At 67.8% G+C, this 18,183-nt stretch carries 14 protein-coding genes; 4 read left to right on the forward strand and 10 right to left on the reverse strand.

What is annotated here, in order from left to right:
* Nucleotides 1–122 precede the first annotated feature (122 nt).
* The 3 genes from LCC91_RS05480 to uvrB all read right to left on the reverse strand — a co-directional run bounded on the left by LCC91_RS05480 (nucleotide 123) and on the right by uvrB (nucleotide 4,332).
* Nucleotides 123–1,361 (reverse strand): sensor histidine kinase, encoded by a 1,239-nt coding sequence (locus tag LCC91_RS05480; RefSeq protein WP_224441036.1) that lies wholly within the window; start codon nucleotides 1,359–1,361, stop codon nucleotides 123–125.
* A 174-nt stretch (nucleotides 1,362–1,535) separates the two neighbouring features.
* Nucleotides 1,536–2,192: a LuxR C-terminal-related transcriptional regulator gene (locus LCC91_RS05485; protein WP_043703457.1), complete on the reverse strand. Its 657-nt coding sequence runs from the start codon at nucleotides 2,190–2,192 to the stop codon at nucleotides 1,536–1,538.
* A gap of 61 nt (nucleotides 2,193–2,253) precedes the next feature.
* Nucleotides 2,254–4,332: an excinuclease ABC subunit UvrB gene (uvrB, locus tag LCC91_RS05490; protein ID WP_043703459.1), complete on the reverse strand. Its 2,079-nt coding sequence runs from the start codon at nucleotides 4,330–4,332 to the stop codon at nucleotides 2,254–2,256.
* A gap of 110 nt (nucleotides 4,333–4,442) precedes the next feature.
* Here uvrB and LCC91_RS05495 point away from each other — a divergent pair, with 110 nt between their 5' ends.
* The 3 genes from LCC91_RS05495 (at nucleotide 4,443) to rsxB (ending at nucleotide 7,873) form a co-directional block, all read left to right on the forward strand.
* On the forward strand, nucleotides 4,443–5,642 hold the full coding sequence (locus LCC91_RS05495; RefSeq protein WP_058616245.1) for an amino acid aminotransferase: 1,200 nt from the start codon (nucleotides 4,443–4,445) through the stop codon (nucleotides 5,640–5,642).
* Nucleotides 5,643–5,750: 108 nt separating this feature from the next.
* Nucleotides 5,751–7,136 (forward strand): polyhydroxyalkanoate depolymerase, encoded by a 1,386-nt coding sequence (locus LCC91_RS05500; protein WP_082007728.1) that lies wholly within the window; start codon nucleotides 5,751–5,753, stop codon nucleotides 7,134–7,136.
* Nucleotides 7,133–7,873, forward strand: coding sequence for an electron transport complex subunit RsxB (rsxB, locus tag LCC91_RS05505; RefSeq protein ID WP_082668388.1), 741 nt, complete (start codon nucleotides 7,133–7,135; stop codon nucleotides 7,871–7,873). Before LCC91_RS05500 ends, rsxB begins: the two co-directional genes overlap by 4 nt.
* Before the next feature lie 176 nt (nucleotides 7,874–8,049).
* Here rsxB and LCC91_RS05510 read toward each other — a convergent pair whose 3' ends face one another.
* From LCC91_RS05510 to scpA, 6 genes are read right to left on the reverse strand one after another with little or no spacing between them, the layout of a single operon-like run.
* On the reverse strand, nucleotides 8,050–8,553 hold the full coding sequence (locus LCC91_RS05510) for a VOC family protein (protein ID WP_043703462.1): 504 nt from the start codon (nucleotides 8,551–8,553) through the stop codon (nucleotides 8,050–8,052).
* Nucleotides 8,550–10,601 (reverse strand): acetyl-CoA carboxylase biotin carboxylase subunit, encoded by a 2,052-nt coding sequence (gene accC / locus LCC91_RS05515; protein ID WP_043703464.1) that lies wholly within the window; start codon nucleotides 10,599–10,601, stop codon nucleotides 8,550–8,552. Before accC ends, LCC91_RS05510 begins: the two co-directional genes overlap by 4 nt.
* A gap of 19 nt (nucleotides 10,602–10,620) precedes the next feature.
* Nucleotides 10,621–12,153, reverse strand: a complete 1,533-nt coding sequence (locus LCC91_RS05520; protein ID WP_043703466.1) for an acyl-CoA carboxylase subunit beta — start codon at nucleotides 12,151–12,153, stop codon at nucleotides 10,621–10,623.
* Between the two features lie 12 nt (nucleotides 12,154–12,165).
* A complete protein-coding gene (locus LCC91_RS05525; protein ID WP_143898181.1) occupies nucleotides 12,166–12,954 on the reverse strand; it encodes a BUD32 family EKC/KEOPS complex subunit in 789 nt (262 codons plus the stop codon).
* Nucleotides 12,948–14,009 (reverse strand): methylmalonyl Co-A mutase-associated GTPase MeaB, encoded by a 1,062-nt coding sequence (gene meaB, locus LCC91_RS05530; RefSeq protein WP_143898183.1) that lies wholly within the window; start codon nucleotides 14,007–14,009, stop codon nucleotides 12,948–12,950. Before meaB ends, LCC91_RS05525 begins: the two co-directional genes overlap by 7 nt.
* A complete protein-coding gene (scpA, locus tag LCC91_RS05535) occupies nucleotides 14,006–16,171 on the reverse strand; it encodes a methylmalonyl-CoA mutase (RefSeq protein ID WP_058616240.1) in 2,166 nt (721 codons plus the stop codon). Before scpA ends, meaB begins: the two co-directional genes overlap by 4 nt.
* A 93-nt stretch (nucleotides 16,172–16,264) precedes the next feature.
* Between scpA and LCC91_RS05540 the strand changes: the two genes are divergently transcribed.
* Nucleotides 16,265–16,912, forward strand: coding sequence for a GntR family transcriptional regulator (locus tag LCC91_RS05540; protein ID WP_058616239.1), 648 nt, complete (start codon nucleotides 16,265–16,267; stop codon nucleotides 16,910–16,912).
* Nucleotides 16,913–17,042: 130 nt separating this feature from the next.
* Here LCC91_RS05540 and dusA read toward each other — a convergent pair whose 3' ends face one another.
* Nucleotides 17,043–18,056 (reverse strand): tRNA dihydrouridine(20/20a) synthase DusA, encoded by a 1,014-nt coding sequence (gene dusA / locus LCC91_RS05545; RefSeq protein WP_082668387.1) that lies wholly within the window; start codon nucleotides 18,054–18,056, stop codon nucleotides 17,043–17,045.
* Between the last annotated feature and the right edge of the window lie 127 nt (nucleotides 18,057–18,183).

The raw sequence follows: 18,183 nt of genomic DNA on the forward strand, positions 1-18,183 counted from the left end.
GCCGAATATTTTTGTCAGGAATTCGCCCCCCATCATCCCTGACGGCGACGGGGATTTATCCGACAAAAGGAGGCACGGCCTCCGCCTCCAGCACACGTCGACCGCAGCAGCCCCGATACACCTCAGGAGGCATCGGGCCTTCCCAAGCGCAGCGAGAAGCAAAACCGCACGCCCGTGCCGGGATGAGCGTCATAAAAACGAACGGTGGCGCCGATTTTGGTCGCCCGCGCCAGCACGTTGCGAACCCCACGACCTTGCGCGCCCGACAGGGTCCCCGGCGGCATCCCTTGCCCATCGTCCTCGACGGTGAGCAAGACAAAATCCCGATGCTGCCAAGTCGCCACCGTCACCGTGCGAGCGTGCGCGTGTTTGACAATGTTGGCAAAAATTTCCTGCAGACAGCGAAACAGGTGCAAAACCCCTCTCGAATCCAGCATGGGCAGCGGGGCCACGTCTTGCACGGCCCAGCGCAACTCGATGCCCGCCGCCTCCAGCGTCGGCCCCAAGCGCTGACGTATCGTCCCCAGCACAGCGGGTAAATCCCCCTCCATCGGCTCGAGCGAGTCCAATGTCAGCCGTAACTCATCGAGCGCCTGCACCAGCAACGGCTCGATCGACGCCCGCGCCACGACATCAGGGGATTGACGCACCAGGTTGAGGGCCTGCACCAGTTGGCTGCCCAGCCCGTCGTGCATCTCTCGCATGATGCGCCGTCGCTCTCGGTCGACATCGTGTTGCCGCTGCGCGCGACGCAGTCGCTCGGTCATCCCTCGCCATTCGGCAGCGTACCGATTCAGCTCTTCACGCAAAACCCCGTTGGACCGCAGCAATGCATCGATTTGCGCCAGGCCCCACGCCAGCACCGCCACACCCAGCGCGACAACAGCAAGCCCTCTACCCCAAACCGCCAGCGTCTGCGGGCCACCGAGCGTCACCAACCCGCTGTCGTGCGCGACGAGCGCGGCATCGACCAGCGCCGATAACGCAGTCCAGCCAACGGCTGCCGTACCACCTCCGCTCGAATGCGCCAGTCGCATCAACACCCACAGCGTCACGAGCAGCGCCGCCAGACATGCCCCACCGAGCACAAGGCGCAAACCGCCGCCCTCCTCCCCAGTCTGGAGCGACCATGGGCCTGCGACCCAGCTCCAACCATAGAGAGCATGCAACCCCGCTGCAGCCGCCGCCCACAACAGCCCATTTTGTCGCAGGGCACGTGCCACACTCCAAGCGAGCAGCACCACCAACACACCGCCCACCATGACAGCCCATGCAGCGAATGCGGCATCCGCCGGCCACACGGTTTGCGCGGTGATGGGAACCGAGGCATCGGCCCCCAAGCGATTCTCGATGGATGGCATGGCGCTGGACACCCCCGGTGCGGCGAGCCCTCGTGCCGTCGGCGTCACTGCGTGCGACCCAGCTGTAACGCTGCGCATCGTCGCCCCCTTCGATCGAGCCGCCATCATCGTAGCCGGTGATCAATTCGACCCTGCATTTGCTGATGACGTTAGAGGCCAGGTCAAGCCATGCTATCACAACAACCCCCGCGCCTGCGCGGCGCGCACCACCTGTACCCGGGTGTGCACGGCCAGCTTGCGGTAGAGGTTTTTGACGTGCGTGCTGACCGTCGAGACCCCGATACCCAGGCGCTGCGCGATCTCCTTGTTCACGTAGCCCTGCGCGACGAGGCGCAGGACGTCGGTCTCCCGCTCCGACAACTCGGGCACCGGGCCATCGGCCACCGCGCCGGCCTCCGCGCCCGCGGCACGGAACTGCTTGAGCAGCATGCGCGCGAGCAGCGGCGAAATGGGGGCACCCCCCTCGCGGATCTGCTGGATGGCCGCGATCAGTTCGTCCTCGCTGCAGCCCTTGAGGACGTAGCCCGTAGCACCCATCTGCAGCGCGCGGATCAGGCGCGACTCGTCACCGAAGACGGTGAAGACCAGCAGCTCGGCGTCGGGCCGCGCCTGGGCCAGCAGCCGCAGCATGTCCTCGCCCCGCCCGTCCGGCAACCCCAGATCGACCAGGAACACATCCGCCAGGCTATGCGGCGCCATGCGCTCCGCGTGCGCGTAGGTGTCGGAATGCCCCACCAGCCGCCAGTCGGGGCGCTGCCGCAACGCAGCCTCGACGAAGCGCAGAATGGTGGGGTCGTCCTCGATCAGATACAGACGCGTGATGTCCGCCATGGCCTGATTGTGGTCAATCCCGGACGGGCCCTCGCTCCCCAAAACGGGGGAGCACTGCACCTCACGGCGACGCCAACGCCGCCGCTTCGCTGCCGTGCGCGCCGAGCACGCGGTCTTTCAGGGCGGCGAGCCGGTCGCGCACGCGCGCCGCAGCCTCGAACTCCAGATTGCGCGCGTGCTCCAGCATCTGTTTTTCCAACCGCTTGATCTCGCGCGCCAGGTCTTTTTCGTCCATCTCCTCCACCAGCGCCGCGGCCGCGCGCACCTCGGCCTCGCGCTGCGCCTCCTGCGCCGCTTTGTCGCTGACGACGCCGTCGATCAGGTCCTTGATGCGCTTGTGCACGCCGCGCGGCGTGATACCGTGCGCCGCGTTGTAGGCGAGCTGCTTGGCGCGGCGGCGCTCGGTCTCGTCGATCGCGCGGCGCATCGAGTCGGTGATGGTGTCGGCGTAGAGGATCGCCATGCCGTTGAGGTTGCGTGCCGCGCGGCCGATGGTCTGGATGAGGCTGCGCTCGGCGCGCAGGAAACCCTCCTTGTCGGCGTCCAGAATCGCTACCAGCGACACCTCGGGGATGTCCAGCCCCTCGCGCAGCAGGTTGATACCGACCAGCACGTCGAACGCCCCCAGCCGCAGGTCGCGGATGATCTCCACGCGCTCGACCGTGTCCACGTCCGAGTGCAGGTAGCGCACGCGCACGCCGTTTTCCGTCAGGTAGTCGGTCAACTGCTCGGCCATGCGTTTGGTGAGCGTCGTCACCAGCACGCGCTCGTCGCGCTCCACGCGCAGGCGGATTTCCTGCAGCACATCGTCGACCTGGTGAGTGGCCGGGCGCACTTCCACGACGGGGTCCACCAGGCCCGTGGGGCGCACCACCTGCTCCACCACCTGTGACGAGCGGCGCAACTCGTACTCCCCCGGCGTCGCGGAAACGAAAATGACCTGCCGCATGCGCTGTTCGAACTCCTCGAACTTCAGCGGCCGGTTGTCCAGCGCGCTGGGCAGGCGAAATCCGTACTCGACCAGCGTCGTCTTGCGCGCGCGGTCGCCGTTGTACATCCCCGCGAGCTGCCCGATCATCACGTGGCTCTCGTCCAGGAACATCAGCGCGTCGCGCGGGAGGTAATCGGTCAGCGTGCTGGGGGGCTCGCCCGGCGCGGAGCCGGAGAGGTGGCGCGTGTAGTTTTCGATGCCCTTGCAGTGCCCGACCTCGACCAGCATCTCCAGGTCGAAGCGCGTGCGCTGCTCCAGCCGCTGCGCCTCCAGCAGCTTGCCCATCGCGACCAGCTCCTTCAGCCGCGCGTCCAGCTCCTGCTTGATGCCCTCCACCGCGCGCAGCACCTGTTCGCGCGGGGTCACGTAGTGGCTGCTCGGGTAGATGGTAAAGCGCGGCAGCTTCTGCCGCACGTGGCCGGTGAGCGGGTCGAACAGCGCGAGCGACTCCACCTCGTCGTCGAACAGCTCGATGCGCACCGCGAGTTCGGAGTGCTCCGCCGGGAACACGTCGATCGTGTCCCCGCGTACGCGGAACTTGCCGCGCACGAATTCCTGCTCGTTGCGCTGGTACTGCATGCGCACGAGCTGCGCGATGATGTCACGCTGGCCGATGCGGTCACCGGCGCGCAGCGTCAGGATCATGCGGTGGTAATGCTCCGGGTTGCCGATGCCGTAGATCGCGCTGACGGTGGCGACGATGACGACGTCGCGCCGCTCCAGCAGGCTCTTGGTGCACGACAGGCGCAGCTGCTCGATGTGCTCGTTGATCGCGCTGTCCTTTTCGATGTAGAGGTCGCGCTGCGGGACGTAGGCCTCGGGCTGGTAATAATCGTAATAACTGACAAAGTATTCGACGGCGTTCTTCGGAAAGAACTCGCGAAACTCGCTGTAAAGCTGCGCTGCCAGTGTCTTGTTCGGCGCAAAGACGATGGCCGGGCGCCCCAGACGGGCGATCACGTTGGCCATCGTGTAGGTCTTGCCGGAGCCGGTGACGCCCAGCAGCGTCTGGAACGCCTCGCCGTCGCGCACGCCCTCGACCAGGCGCGCGATGGCCTCCGGCTGGTCGCCCGCCGGCGGATACGGTTGAAACAGCTGGAACGGCGAGCCCTCGAACGTGACGAACCGTCCCGTGCTTTCGTTGCCCAAAAGAAACCTCCTCGATGCTGCGTGCCTGGACCAACGGGTGAGTGTACGGGGCGCCCGGCCCGGCCGCTAAAATCGGTGGGTTTTTTCACCCAACCCCTTAGTGCTGCACCATGTCGCTCTTTGCCCACGTCGAAATGGCCCCGCGTGACCCGATCCTGGGTCTGAACGAACAATTTGCGGCCGATCCGCGCCCGAACAAGGTCAACCTGGGCGTCGGCGTCTACTACGACGACGAGGGCAAACTGCCACTGCTGCGTTGTGTGCAGGCGGCCGAACAGCGCCTGATGGAAAAGCCCGCGCCGCGCGGCTACCTGCCGATCGACGGTCTGGCCGCGTACGACAGCGCGGTCAAGGCGCTGGTGTTCGGTGCCGACAGCGCCGTGGTCCGCGACGGTCGGGTGGCCACGGTGCAGGCGCTGGGCGGTACCGGCGGCCTGAAGATCGGCGCGGACTTTCTGAAAAAACTGCTGCCCCAGGCCAAGGTGCTGATCAGCGATCCGAGCTGGGAGAACCACCGGGCGCTGTTCACCAACGCGGGGTTTCCGGTCGAGACCTACACCTACTACGACGCGGCGCGCCGCGGGGTCGATGTCGACGGGATGCTCGCCAGCCTGCGCGCTGCGCCGGCCGGCACGATCGTCGTGCTGCACGCCTGCTGCCACAACCCCACCGGCTATGACCTGACGCCCGCGCAGTGGGACGCCGTCGTGGCCGTCGTGCGCGAGCGGGGTCTGATCCCGTTCCTCGACATGGCGTACCAGGGCTTCGGCTTCGGGATCGCCGAAGACGGCGCCGCGGTCGGCAAGTTCGTCGCCGCGGGGCTGGACGTATTCGTCGCCACGTCGTTTTCCAAGAGCTTCAGCCTCTACGGCGAGCGCGTCGGCGCGCTGTCGGTGGTCTGCGCCAGCAAGGACGAGGCCGATCGCGTGCTGTCGCAGCTCAAAATCGTCGTGCGCACCAACTACTCCAACCCGCCCACGCACGGCGCGGCGGTCGTGGCCACCGTCCTCAACACCCCCGAGCTGCGCACCCAGTGGGAACAGGAACTGGGCGAGATGCGCACCCGCATCAAGGCGATGCGCCAGCGGCTGGTCGACGGCCTGAAGGCCGCCGGCGTGCAGCAGGACATGTCCTTCATCACGCAGCAGCTGGGCATGTTCAGCTACTCGGGCCTCAGCAAGGACCAGATGGTGCGCCTGCGCACCGAGTTCGGCGTGTACGGCACCGACACCGGCCGCATGTGCGTTGCCGCGCTCAACAGCCGCAACATCGACCACGTCTGCCAAGCGATCGCCGCCGTCCTCCGGTGACGGGGCTGTCCCCGAGGTGACGCCGCCTCGGGGATGCGCCGCATGGCGCCGCCGGCGACTTCCTGCTATATTTGCTGCACCGCAACATAAACAAAGGCAGGCGACGCCATGCTGTATCACCTGTATGAGGCGCAGCGCGCGCTGATGGAGCCGTTTTCCGACTTCGCGTCGGTGGCGGCCAAGCTGTTCGCGAACCCCTCGTCGCCGCTGGCGCAAACCCCTTTCTCGCAGCGCATCGCCGCGGCGTACGACCTCCTGCACCGACTGGGCAAGGACTACGAAAAGCCCGAGTTCGGCATCCGCACGATCGACATCGACGGCGTGCAGGTGGCCATCCACGAGCGCGTCGAGATGGAGCGGCCATTTTGTGAGCTGCGCCGCTTCAAGCGCTACTCGGACGATCCGCAAACGCTGGCGCGCCTGAAAGAGCAGCCGGTGGTGCTGATCGTCGCGCCGCTGTCCGGCCATTACGCGACGCTGCTGCGCGACACGGTGCGCACGATGCTGCGCGACCACAAGGTCTACATCACGGACTGGAAAAACGCGCGCATGGTGCCGCTGTCCGAGGGCGACTTCCACCTCGACGACTACGTGCACTATGTGGAGGACTTCATCCGCTACCTGCAGCGCGAGTACGGCAACTGCCACGTGATGAGCGTGTGCCAGCCGACGGTGCCGGTGCTGGCCGCTGTTTCGCTCATGGCCAGCCGTGGCGAGCGCACGCCGTTGTCGATGACGATGATGGGCGGCCCGATCGACGCGCGCCGTTCGCCCACGGCCGTCAACAACCTCGCGGTCCACCGCAGCTACGAGTGGTTCGAGAACAACGTGATCTACCGCGTGCCCGCCGGGTTTCCGGGCGAGGGGAGACGCGTGTACCCGGGCTTTCTGCAGCACGCGGGCTTCATCGCGATGAACCCGGACCGCCACGTCAACAGCCATTACGACTACTTCCTGCACCTCATCGAGGGCGACAACGAGAGCGCCGAGGCGCACCGGCGTTTCTACGACGAGTACAACGCCGTACTCGACATGGACGCGCACTACTACCTGGAAACGATCCGCACCGTGTTCCAGGAATTCAAGCTCGTTCATGGCACGTGGGACGTGCGCGCGCCCGACGGCACGCTGGAGCGGGTGCGGCCGCAGGACATCCGCCACACGGGCCTGCTGACGGTCGAGGGCGAGCTGGACGACATCTCGGGCAGCGGTCAGACGCAGGCTGCGCACGACCTGTGCACCGGCATCGCGGCCGACGACCGCCGGCACTTCGAGGTGCCGGGCGCGGGTCATTACGGGATCTTCAGCGGGCGCCGCTGGCGCGAGATCGTCTACCCGGTGGTGCGTGACTTCATCCGCGCCCACGAACCGGCGCGCGGCGGCGCCGACCCGGCCGCCGTCCAGGCCGAGGCGGAGTCGTTGGCCGCGGCGATCCGGCGTGACGACACGCCACCGGCGCGGACCGCTCGTCGCGCGCGCCGCGCGGGGTCATGACGACCGGGGTTTGCACGCCGTCGGCGCTGGCGGACCGGATCGACGCCGCGTTACCGCAGACCCAGTGCACGCGCTGCGGCTACCCCGACTGCCGGGGTTATGCCGAGGCGATCGCGCGCGGTGAAGCCGACATCGACCAATGCCCGCCGGGGGGCGCCGAGGGGGTGCGGCGGCTGGCCGCGATCGTCGGCCGTGCCCCGAAGCCACTCAACCCCGCACACGGCACCGAAGGACCGATGGCGGTGGCGGTGATCGACGAGCAGTGGTGCATCGGCTGCACGCTGTGTCTCAAAGCCTGTCCAACAGACGCCATCGTCGGCGCGCACAAGCGCATGCACACGGTGATGGCGCGCTATTGCACGGGCTGCGAGCTGTGCGTGCCGGTGTGCCCGGTCGACTGCATCGCGATGCAGCCGGTCAGCGGCGAGCGCACCGGCTGGGCGGCGTGGTCGCCCGAGCAGGCAGCCGTCGCCCGCGTGCGCTACGCCGCCCGGCGCGCGCGCCTGCAGCGCGAAACGGACGAGGCTGCCGAGCGGCGGCTGCAAAAAGCCGAGGCCAAGCTGGCCGACCTGGCCCACCACTCCAAACACACCGACGCCGACACGCTGGCACGCAAGCGCGCCCTCGTCGAAGCGGCCATCGCGAAGGCGCGCGCCGCACGCACGGTAGGCGCGACGCGACAGAACGCACCAGCCGTCACGGCTCCCGCGGCATCGGGCACGAGCGCAGCGCCCTGAACCGAGCGTGATGTCTCATCGCAGCCACGCGGCGCCGAGTGGCGGGCCCGTCTTGACGGTGATCCCTGCGCCGAGCCCGATACCCCGCTGCCGCCACGCGGCGGCGCGGGGGCATCCCACACACAGCCGCCGCTGCGCCTCGGGTATTCCCCTGCAGCGCTCTGCTCTCAGCCCCTTCAGCGAGCCGTTACCCCTTCCGTCCCCGCTTCGGCCAGCGCACGAAACGCCTGCACCACCTCCGGCGGGGCCTGCACGAGTTCGATCAGCACGCCCTCCCCGCCCACGGGGAACTCGTCGTTGCCCTTCGGGTGGATGAAGCAGATGTCGAAGCCCGCCGCGCCCCGGCGGATACCGCCGGGGGCGAAGCGCACGCCCTGGGCCGACAACCACTCGACAGCCTTGGGCAGGTCGTCTACCCACAGCCCCACGTGGTTGAGCGGTGTCGTGTGCACGGCGGGCTTCTTCTCCGGGTCGAGCGGCTGCATCAGGTCCACCTCGACCTTGAACGGTCCCGCGCCGGTGGCGCAGATGTCTTCGTCGACGTTTTCGCGCTCACTGACGAAGGTGCCCGTGACCTCGAGGCCGAAGAGGTCGACCCAGAGCCGCCGCAGGCGCGCCTTGTCCGGAGCGCCGATGGCGATCTGCTGCACGCCCAGGATGCGAAACGGCCGTGCGCTCATCGCTCGAACTCCACGATTGGCTGATCGACCACCAGCGACTCGCCCTTCTGCGCGAGCACCTTGGCCACGACGCCATCGGCCGGCGCAAAGAGGACGTTTTCCATCTTCATCGCCTCGATGACCGCCACCCGCTCGCCGGCCTGCACCTTCTGGCCGGGCTGCACCGCCACGTCCACCAGCAGCCCCGGCATCGGCGAGAGCACATAGCGGCTCATGTCCGGCGGCGCCTTGAAGGGCATCAGGCGGTACAGCTCTGCCATGCGCGGCGACACCACCAGGCATTCGAGCCGGGTGCCATTGTGCTGCACCACCAGCGCCAGCGGGTTCTTGGGGCTGCCGCGCTCGACCTGCGCGGTGAAGGGCTGGCCATTGACCTCGCCGGTGATGACGATATCGCTCAGGCGCGAGGGCGAGGTGATCTTGTAGCGCTTGTCGCCGACCGTCACCGAAGCGTAGCCGGTCTCGCCGACGAACTCGTCCACGTGCACGGGGATGTAGCCGTGCTGCCCGTCGGCCGCGAGGCGGATGACCGTGTAGTCCTTGCCCACCTTGACGCCGTACCCCGGGAGCTGGCCGCTGATGGCGGCGGCACGCTCGCGCGACTTGCGCCGCACGAAGGCCGCCAGCGCCACCAGAAAGGCCTCGTCGTCGTGCGGCACATCCTCGGCGCGAAAGCCACTGGCGTAATGCTGGGCAATGAAGCCGGTGTTGAAGCGCCCGGCGACGAAGTCCGGGTGTGCCAGCAGCGCGGCCTGGAACGGGATGTTGCTGTTGATGCCACGGATGACGAAGCCGTTGAGCGCCTCGCGCATCTTGGCAATGGCGTCAGCGCGGTCCTTGCCGTGCACGATGAGCTTGGCGATCATCGAGTCGTAGTACATCGGGATCTCGCCGCCCTCGAACACGCCGGTGTCCACGCGCACGCCGTAGCGGTGCGCGGTGTCGGCCTGCCACATCGTCTCCTTGGGCGGGCGGAAGTACACCAGGCGTCCGGTGGAGGGCAGGAAGTTGCGAAACGGATCCTCCGCGTTGATGCGGCACTCGATCGCCCAGCCCTCGCGCTTGACGTCCGCCTGCGTCAGCGGCAGCTTTTCCCCCGCGGCGATGCGGATCATCAGCTCGACCAGGTCCAGCCCGGTGATGCACTCCGTCACCGGGTGCTCCACCTGCAGCCGGGTGTTCATTTCCAGGAAGTAGAAGCTCTGGTCCTTGCCGACCACGAACTCCACGGTGCCGGCGCTCTGGTACTGCACGGCCTTTGCCAGCGCCACCGCCTGCTCGCCCATCGCGCGCCGGGTGGCGTCGCTGATGAAGGGCGACGGCGCCTCCTCGATCACCTTCTGGTGGCGGCGCTGGATCGAGCACTCGCGCTCGTTGAGGTAGATGACGTTGCCATAGGCGTCACCGAGCACCTGGATTTCGATGTGGCGCGGCTCCTCGACGAACTTCTCGATGAACACGCGGTCGTCGCCGAAGCTGTTGCGCGCCTCGTTGCGGCAGGAGGTGAAGCCGTCGAACGCCTCCTTGTCGTTCCAGGCCACGCGCAGCCCCTTGCCGCCGCCGCCGGCGCTGGCCTTGATCATGACCGGGTAGCCGATGTTGCGGGCGATTTCCACCGCCTGCTCCGGCGTGTCGATGGGGTCGTTCCAGCCGGGGATGGTGTTGACGCCGGCCTCTTTGGCCAGCTTCTTGGAGGCGATCTTGTCGCCCATCGCCGCGATCGAGTGGTGCTTCGGGCCGATGAAGACCAGCCCCTCCTCCTCCACCCGGCGGGCGAAGTCCTCGTTTTCGGACAGGAACCCATAGCCCGGGTGGATGGCCTCGGCCCCGGTGGCCTTGGCGGCGGCGATGATCTTGTCGGCGACCAGGTACGACTCCCGGCTCGGGGCCGGCCCCAGCAACACCGCTTCGTCCGCCAGCCGTACATGGCGGGCCTCGCGATCGGCCTCGGAATACACCGCCACGGTGGCGATGCCCATCTTGCGCGCGGTAGCGATGACGCGGCACGCGATTTCGCCGCGGTTGGCAATCAGGATTTTCTTGAACATGGTGTGCCCTCCCTGCGCCTCACAGCGGGATGTTGCCGTGCTTGCGCCACGGGTTTTCGAGCTTCTTGTCCTTGAGCATGACGAGACTCCGGCAGATGCGCTTGCGCGTCTCGTGCGGCAGGATCACGTCGTCGATGTAGCCGCGCTCCGCCGCGACGAAGGGGTTGGCAAAGCGCCGCTTGTACTCCGCCTCGCGCTCGGCGAGCTTGGCCGGGTCTTTCTTGTCTTCGCGGAAGATGATCTCCACCGCCCCCTTGGCCCCCATGACCGCGATCTCGGCGTTGGGCCAGGCGAGGTTGACGTCACCGCGCAGGTGTTTGGACGCCATCACGTCGTAAGCGCCGCCGTAGGCCTTGCGGGTGATGACGGTGATCTTGGGCACCGTCGCCTCCGCGTAGGCGTAGAGCAGCTTGGCGCCGTGCTTGATGATGCCGCCGTACTCCTGCGCCGTGCCGGGCATGAAGCCGGGCACGTCGACGAAGGTGATGACCGGAATGTTGAATGCGTCGCAGAAGCGCACGAAGCGCGCCGCCTTGATGCTGCTCTTGATATCCAGACAGCCGGCGAGCACCAACGGCTGGTTGGCGACGATCCCCACCGTCTGCCCGTCCATGCGCGCGAAACCCACAATGATGTTCTTCGCGTACTCGGGCTGGATCTCGAAGAAGTCCCCGTCGTCGACGACCTTCAGAATCAGCTCCTTCATGTCGTAGGGCTTGTTGGGGTTGTCCGGCACGAGCGTATCGAGACTCCGCTCGGCGCGGTCGATCGGGTCACCGCTCGGGCGCACCGGAGCCTTCTCGCGGTTCGACAGCGGCAGGTAATTGAACAGGCGTCGCACCATCAGCAGCGCTTCGACGTCGTTGTCGAACGCCCGGTCCGCGACGCCGCTCTTGGTGGTGTGGGTCAGCGCGCCGCCCAGCTCCTCGGCGGTGACCTCCTCGTGCGTGACGGTCTTGACCACGTCCGGGCCGGTGACGAACATGTAGGACGTGTCCTGCACCATGAAAATGAAGTCCGTCATCGCCGGCGAGTACACCGCGCCACCCGCGCACGGGCCCATGATGACGCTGATCTGCGGGATGACGCCCGAGGCCAGCACGTTGCGCTGGAACACCTCGGCATAGCCGCCGAGCGAGGCCACGCCCTCCTGGATGCGCGCGCCCCCCGAGTCATTGAGCCCGATGACCGGCGCCCCGACCTTCATCGCCTGGTCCATGATCTTGCAGATCTTCTCGGCGTGCGCCTCGGACAGCGCCCCGCCAAAGACCGTGAAGTCCTGGCTGAAGACGAACACCAGCCGCCCGTTGATCATGCCGTAGCCGGTGACCACGCCGTCGCCCGGCACCTTGTTGTCGGCCATGCCGAAGTCGGTGCAGCGGTGCTCGACGAACATGTCCCATTCTTCGAACGTCCCCTCGTCGAGCAGGACCTCGATGCGCTCGCGCGCGGTCAGCTTGCCTTTGGCGTGCTGGGCGTCGATGCGCTTTTGCCCGCCGCCCAGGCGTGCGGCGGCGCGCTTGCGCTCGAGCTGTTCCAGGATTTCGTGCATGGTGAAGGCTCCTTACAGGGATGCACTGTGAAAGCGTTGCTCCTCGGCCAGGAACGCCGCCAGCGCCTGCAGGCTGACGACGTCGCGGCCCCAGGGATCGCGGCGGGACGGCAAATGACGCAGCCACGCCAGCCGCCGCGCCGCGTCGTCGATGCGCTCCCGCACCGGCACTGGCAACCGGGCGGCGACGGCCCGCCAATGCTGCGCCAGGTGTGCGCGCGGCGCGTTGGTCATCCAGACGGTGGACAGCAGCAGCGCGAGCCAATCGCGCGCCTGCGCGTCGATGAGCGTCATGACCTCGAGCGGATCGTCCTCGAAGTCGAGATAAACGAAGCCGGTGGACGTTTGCACCATGTTGCGCGCAAACGCCTGGCTGAGGTACTGGCCGCGCGCGTGGACATCGGCCAGCGCGTCGAGGGCCGAGCGGAAGGCGGCCAGCGCCGCCTCCTCATCGCCCACGAGCGATGCGGGCAGCGGTGTCCCCGCCACGTACGCCATGACGAGGTGATCAGGCCCCTCGTGCCACAGCGCCGGCACATGCACACCGGCAGCGGCCAGTTCGCGCAACCGGCGGGCTTCCGTCGCCTGACCCGCAGCCCCACCGGGGGCGGGGACGGGACGCAGCAGCGGGTTGTGGGTCCAGCGGGCCAGCAGGCGCATCAGCCAGAAGCGCGCGGCCGACCGCGGCGGGCGCTGCCCCTTGACGACGACGCGCCCTTCCGGCAGGTCCATCACCTCGATGCGGTGCCGCCGCCAGCCCGGTGAGGCGGCGATGCGTTCGAGCGACGCCGGGCTCAGCATGGTGCCCCCGTGGGCGTCGCGACCGCCGGTGGCGTGTCGGCGCCGGGCGCCAGGAACGCCTGCAGCAGCGTGCGCGCGGCCACCGACGGCACCTCGCGCCCCTGCAACACCGCGTCGGTGAGCGCCGGCAGCCGTTCGCGCACCACGGGGTGCTGCGCGAATGCCTCGCGCAGGCCGCTGTCGATGCGCTCCCACATCCAGGCCCGGGCCTGGCGCTGGCGGCGCGCGGCCAGCCGCCCGTTGGCCGTTTGCAGCTGGCGGTATTCCTCGACCGCCTGCCAGAACGCGGCCAGCCCCTCCCCCGCCAGCGCGCTCACCTGCAACACGCGCGGGTGCCAGACGGTGGCATCGTGGTGGGCGGTGTCCGGGCGGCCATGCAGCCCCAGCAACCGCAAGGCGGACGTAATCTGCGCCTGGGCGCGCGTGGCGGCGTCCGGGTCGAGGTCGGCTTTGTTGATCACGACCAGATCCGCCAGCTCCATGATGCCTTTTTTGATCGCCTGCAGGTCGTCACCGGCATTGGGCAGCTGCAGCACGCAAAACAGGTCCGTCATGTCGGCGACGGCCGTCTCGCTCTGACCAACCCCCACGGTCTCGACGATGACGATGTCGTAGCCCGCCGCCTCGCACACGAGCATGGCTTCGCGCGTCTTCGCGGCCACGCCCCCGAGCGTTCCCCCGCTGGGGCTGGGGCGGATGTAGGCGCGCTCGTGCACAGAGAGCTTTTCCATGCGCGTCTTGTCGCCGAGGATCGACCCACCGGAGACGCTGCTGCTCGGGTCCACCGCGAGCACGGCCACCCGGTGGCCCCGCTCGATCAGGTAGAGCCCCAGCGCCTCGATGAAGGTGCTCTTGCCCACCCCCGGCACCCCGCTCAGCCCCAGCCGCAGCGAACGCCCGCTGTGCGGCAGCAGCGCGTTGAGCAGCGCATCGGCCTCGCGCCGGTGATCGGGCCGCGTGGACTCCAGCAGCGTGATGGCCTTGGCGATCGCGCGCCGCTGCACCGCACCACTGCCGTGCAGCACGCCCTCGATCCAGCGCGCGGTGTCGGTCACGACCGTGCTTCCCCCGACAACGCGGCCTTGATTTTTTCCAACACGTCCTTGGCGCTGGCGGGGATGGGTGTGCCGGGCCCGTAAATGCCCTTGACCCCTGCCTCGTACAGAAACTCGTAGTCCTGCCGCGGAATGACGCCGCCGACGAAGACGATGATGTCGTCCGCGCCCTGCTGCTTGAGCGCCTGGATGATCGCGGGCACCAGCGTCTTGTGCCCGGCGGCCAGCGTGCTGATGCCGACCGCGTGCACGTCGTTCTCGATCGCCTGGCGCGCGCACTCCTCCGGCGTCTGGAACAGCGGGCCGATGTCCACGTCGAACCCCAGGTCCGCGTATGCGGTGGCCACGACCTTGGCACCGCGGTCGTGCCCGTCCTGCCCGAGCTTGGCGATCATCACCCGCGGACGCCGTCCGTACTGCTCGGCGAACGCCGCGATCTCCTGCTGGAGTTTGGCCCATCCTTCGGCGGAATCGTAAGCAGCGGCGTACACCCCGGTCACCTTTTGCGTGTCGGCGCGGTGGCGCCCAAAGACCTTTTCCAACGCATCGGACACTTCGCCCACCGTTGCGCGCGCCCGGATGGCTTCGATGGACAGCGCGAGCAGGTTGCCCTGGCCCGAGGCAGCGCAGGCGGTGAGTGCCTCCAGCGCCCGCTGCACCGCGGCGTTGTCCCGCGTGGCGCGGATGCGCTGCAGGCGCGCGATCTGCGCCTCGCGCACCTTGAGATTGTCCACCTCCAGGATTTCGACCGGGTCCTCCTTGTCGAGGCGATACTTGTTGACGCCGACGATGACGTCCTTGCCGGAATCGATGCGCGCCTGCTTCTCGGCGGCGCTGGCCTCGATCTTGAGCTTGGCCCAGCCGCTTTGCACCGCACGCGTCATGCCACCCATGGCGTCGATCTCCTCGATCAGCGCCCACGCCTTGTCGGCCATCTGCTGGGTCAGCGCCTCCATCATATAGCTGCCGCCCCACGGGTCGATGACGTTGGTGATGTGCGTCTCCTCCTGCAGGATGAGCTGCGTGTTGCGCGCGATGCGCGCGGAAAACTCGGTCGGCAGCGCGATCGCCTCGTCGAAACTGTTGGTGTGCAGCGACTGGGTGCCGCCGAACACCGCCGCCATCGCCTCGATCGTCGTGCGCACGATATTGTTGTACGGGTCCTGCTCGGTCAGGCTCCAGCCCGAGGTCTGGCAGTGCGTGCGCAGCATCAGGCTCTTGGGGTTCTTCGCGCCGAAGCCCTTCATGATGCGGCACCACAGCAGCCGCGCGGCGCGCATCTTGGCGATCTCGAGATAAAAGTTCATCCCGATCGCCCAGAAGAATGACAGCCGCCCGGCGAACTCGTCCACGTCCAGCCCCTTGGCCAGCGCGGTCTTGACGTACTCCTTGCCGTCGGCGAGCGTGAACGCCAGCTCCAGCGCCTGGTTCGCCCCCGCTTCCTGCATGTGGTAGCCGGAGATGCTGATCGAGTTGAACTTCGGCATGTGCTTGGCCGTGTACTCGATGATGTCGCCGATGATGCGCATCGACGGCTCCGGCGGGTAGATGTAGGTGTTGCGGACCATGAACTCCTTGAGGATGTCGTTCTGGATGGTCCCCGAGAGCTGCTCCTGCTTCACCCCCTGCTCTTCGGCCGCCACGATGTAGCCCGCCAGCACCGGCAACACCGCGCCGTTCATCGTCATCGACACGCTCACCTTGTCGAGCGGAATGCCGTCGAACAGGATTTTCATGTCCTCGACGCTGTCGATGGCCACGCCCGCCTTGCCCACGTCACCCACCACGCGGGGGTTGTCCGAGTCGTACCCCCGGTGGGTGGCCAGGTCGAACGCCACGCTCACCCCCTGGGCGCCGGCGGCCAGCGCCTTGCGGTAAAAGGCGTTCGATTCCTCGGCGGTGGAGAAGCCCGCGTACTGGCGAATGGTCCAGGGCCGCACCGCGTACATCGTCGCCTGTGGCCCGCGGATGAACGGCTCGAACCCCGGCAGCGTGTCGGTGTACGGCAGGTCCCGGATATCCGCTGCGGTGTAGAGCGGCTTGACGGTAATGCCCTCCGGCGTCACCCAGTTGAGCTGGTCGAGCGATCCCCCCTTGAGGGACTTCTGGGCGGCGGCCTCCCAGTCGGCAAGGGTGGCGGTGCGGAATTCGGCGTTCGGCATGGGGAATCCCTGGACAACAGCGTTGATGGACGCGGCGAGTTTACCGCATTCATAATTATGGATACAAAATGCTGTCCACGATATGATTGCACCATGACTGCCGTCCCTCTGCTCTCGCGTGCCTTGTACGAAGAAGTGGCCGAACTGCTGCGCCAGCGCATCTTCAGCCGCGAGCTGCCCCCCGGTGCCTGGATCGACGAACTCAAAATCGCGCAGGAACTGGGCATCAGCCGCACGCCGCTGCGCGAAGCCATCAAGGTGCTGGCGGCCGAGGGCCTGGTGACGATGAAGGTGCGCCGCGGCGCCTACGTCACCGAGGTCTCGCAGCAGGACCTGCGCGAGGTATACGAGCTGCTGGCGCTGCTGGAGGCAGATGCGGCCGAGGCCGCCTGCTGGCGGGCGACGGACGAGGAACTGGCGGAACTGGAGCGCCTACACACGGCGCTGGAGGCTGCGGCGGACCCACAGACCGGTTCACGCGAACGGTTCTTTGAGATCAACGAAGCGTTTCACCTGCGCGTGCTCGACCTCGGCCACAACCGCTGGCGCAAGCAGGTCGTGCTCGACCTGCGCAAGGTGATGAAGCTCAACCGCCACGGGTCGCTGTCCAAACAGGGGCGGATCGCCGAATCGCTGGCGGAGCACCGCGCGATTCTGGATGCGCTCAAGCGCCGCGACGCGGCCGCCGCGGCGCAGGCGGTGCGGGTGCACTTCGCCAACGGGCTGCAGGCGGCTGTCTGAGCGATCCGTTGACAACGGAAGCCTTAAGGTACACAGCACCCCCGCGGCCCCGCGCGGCCCCGTCGGTGCGTAACGGCAGTTCAGGAATGGGGACAACCAACCGGTGCCACTGCAACGCCTCTTACGCCGACTACGCCGGTAACGCCTCGCCACGCAACGCCGCCTGCGCACGCGCGGCGACTTCGTGCACCGGGCGGTGCTTGTAGCGGTGGTCGCTCCAGACCTGCCGCCAGCGGCGCGCGCCCGGCTGGCCGTGCCGCAGCCCCAGCATGTGGCGCGCGATCGCGTACCAGCCGCCGGGCAGCGACGGCCCCTCGCGCGCCATGTACTCGACCATGCGCGCCTCCACCGCGTCGCGGTCCGGCGGTGCGGCCGTCCCGTCCCCGAAGTACGTGGCATCCCACAACGCCAGCCACCACGGGTTGTGATACGCCTCGCGCCCCACCATCACCCCGTCGACATGGCGCAGGTGCTCGGCCAACTGCGCGTCGGTCGTGATGCCGCCGTTGATCACGATGGTCAGGTGCGGGAAGTCCTGCTTGAGCCGGTACACCACGGCGTAGCGCAGCGGCGGGACGGTGCGGTTTTCGGCGGGGCTCAGGCCGTCGAGCCACGCGTTGCGCGCGTGGACGATGAACACCTCGCACCCCGCTTCGGCCACCGTGCCGACGAAGTCGCGCACGAAGCCGTAGTCCTCCACCCGGTCGATACCGATGCGGTGCTTGACCGTGACCGGCACGCGCACCGCGTCGCGCATCGCGCGCACGCAGTCGGCCACCAGCTTGGGATGTTCCATCAGGCAGGCACCGAACGCCCCGCGCTGCACGCGCGGGCTGGGGCAGCCGCAATTGAGGTTGATTTCGTCATAGCCCCACACCTCCCCCATGCGCGCGGCCAGCGCGAGTGCGCGCGGCTCGTTGCCGCCGAGCTGCAGGGCTACCGGGTGTTCGATGGGGTCGAACCGCAGGTGCCGCGCGACGTCGCCGTGCAGCAGCGCGCCGGTCGTCACCATTTCGGTGTACAGCCGCGTGTAGCGCGTCAGCTGCCGATGCAGCCAGCGGCAGTGGCGGTCGGTCCACTCCATCATCGGCGCCACGCTCAGGCGCCAGGGGTTGTGACCGGAGGGGGATAGCAGGGGACTCATGGGGTCGCGATTATCCCCGACCCCCATGAAAAACGCCCGCCAGCGGCGGGCGGCAGGATCGCCTACGCGCGGTCAGGCGCGTCGTTCTGGCGCGGGGCTGCCGGCACACGCATTCATCCCCACGTGG

It is taken from the genome of Tepidimonas taiwanensis (genome assembly GCF_020162115.1).
In the GTDB taxonomy this organism is placed as follows: Bacteria; Pseudomonadota; Gammaproteobacteria; order Burkholderiales; family Burkholderiaceae_C; genus Tepidimonas; species Tepidimonas taiwanensis.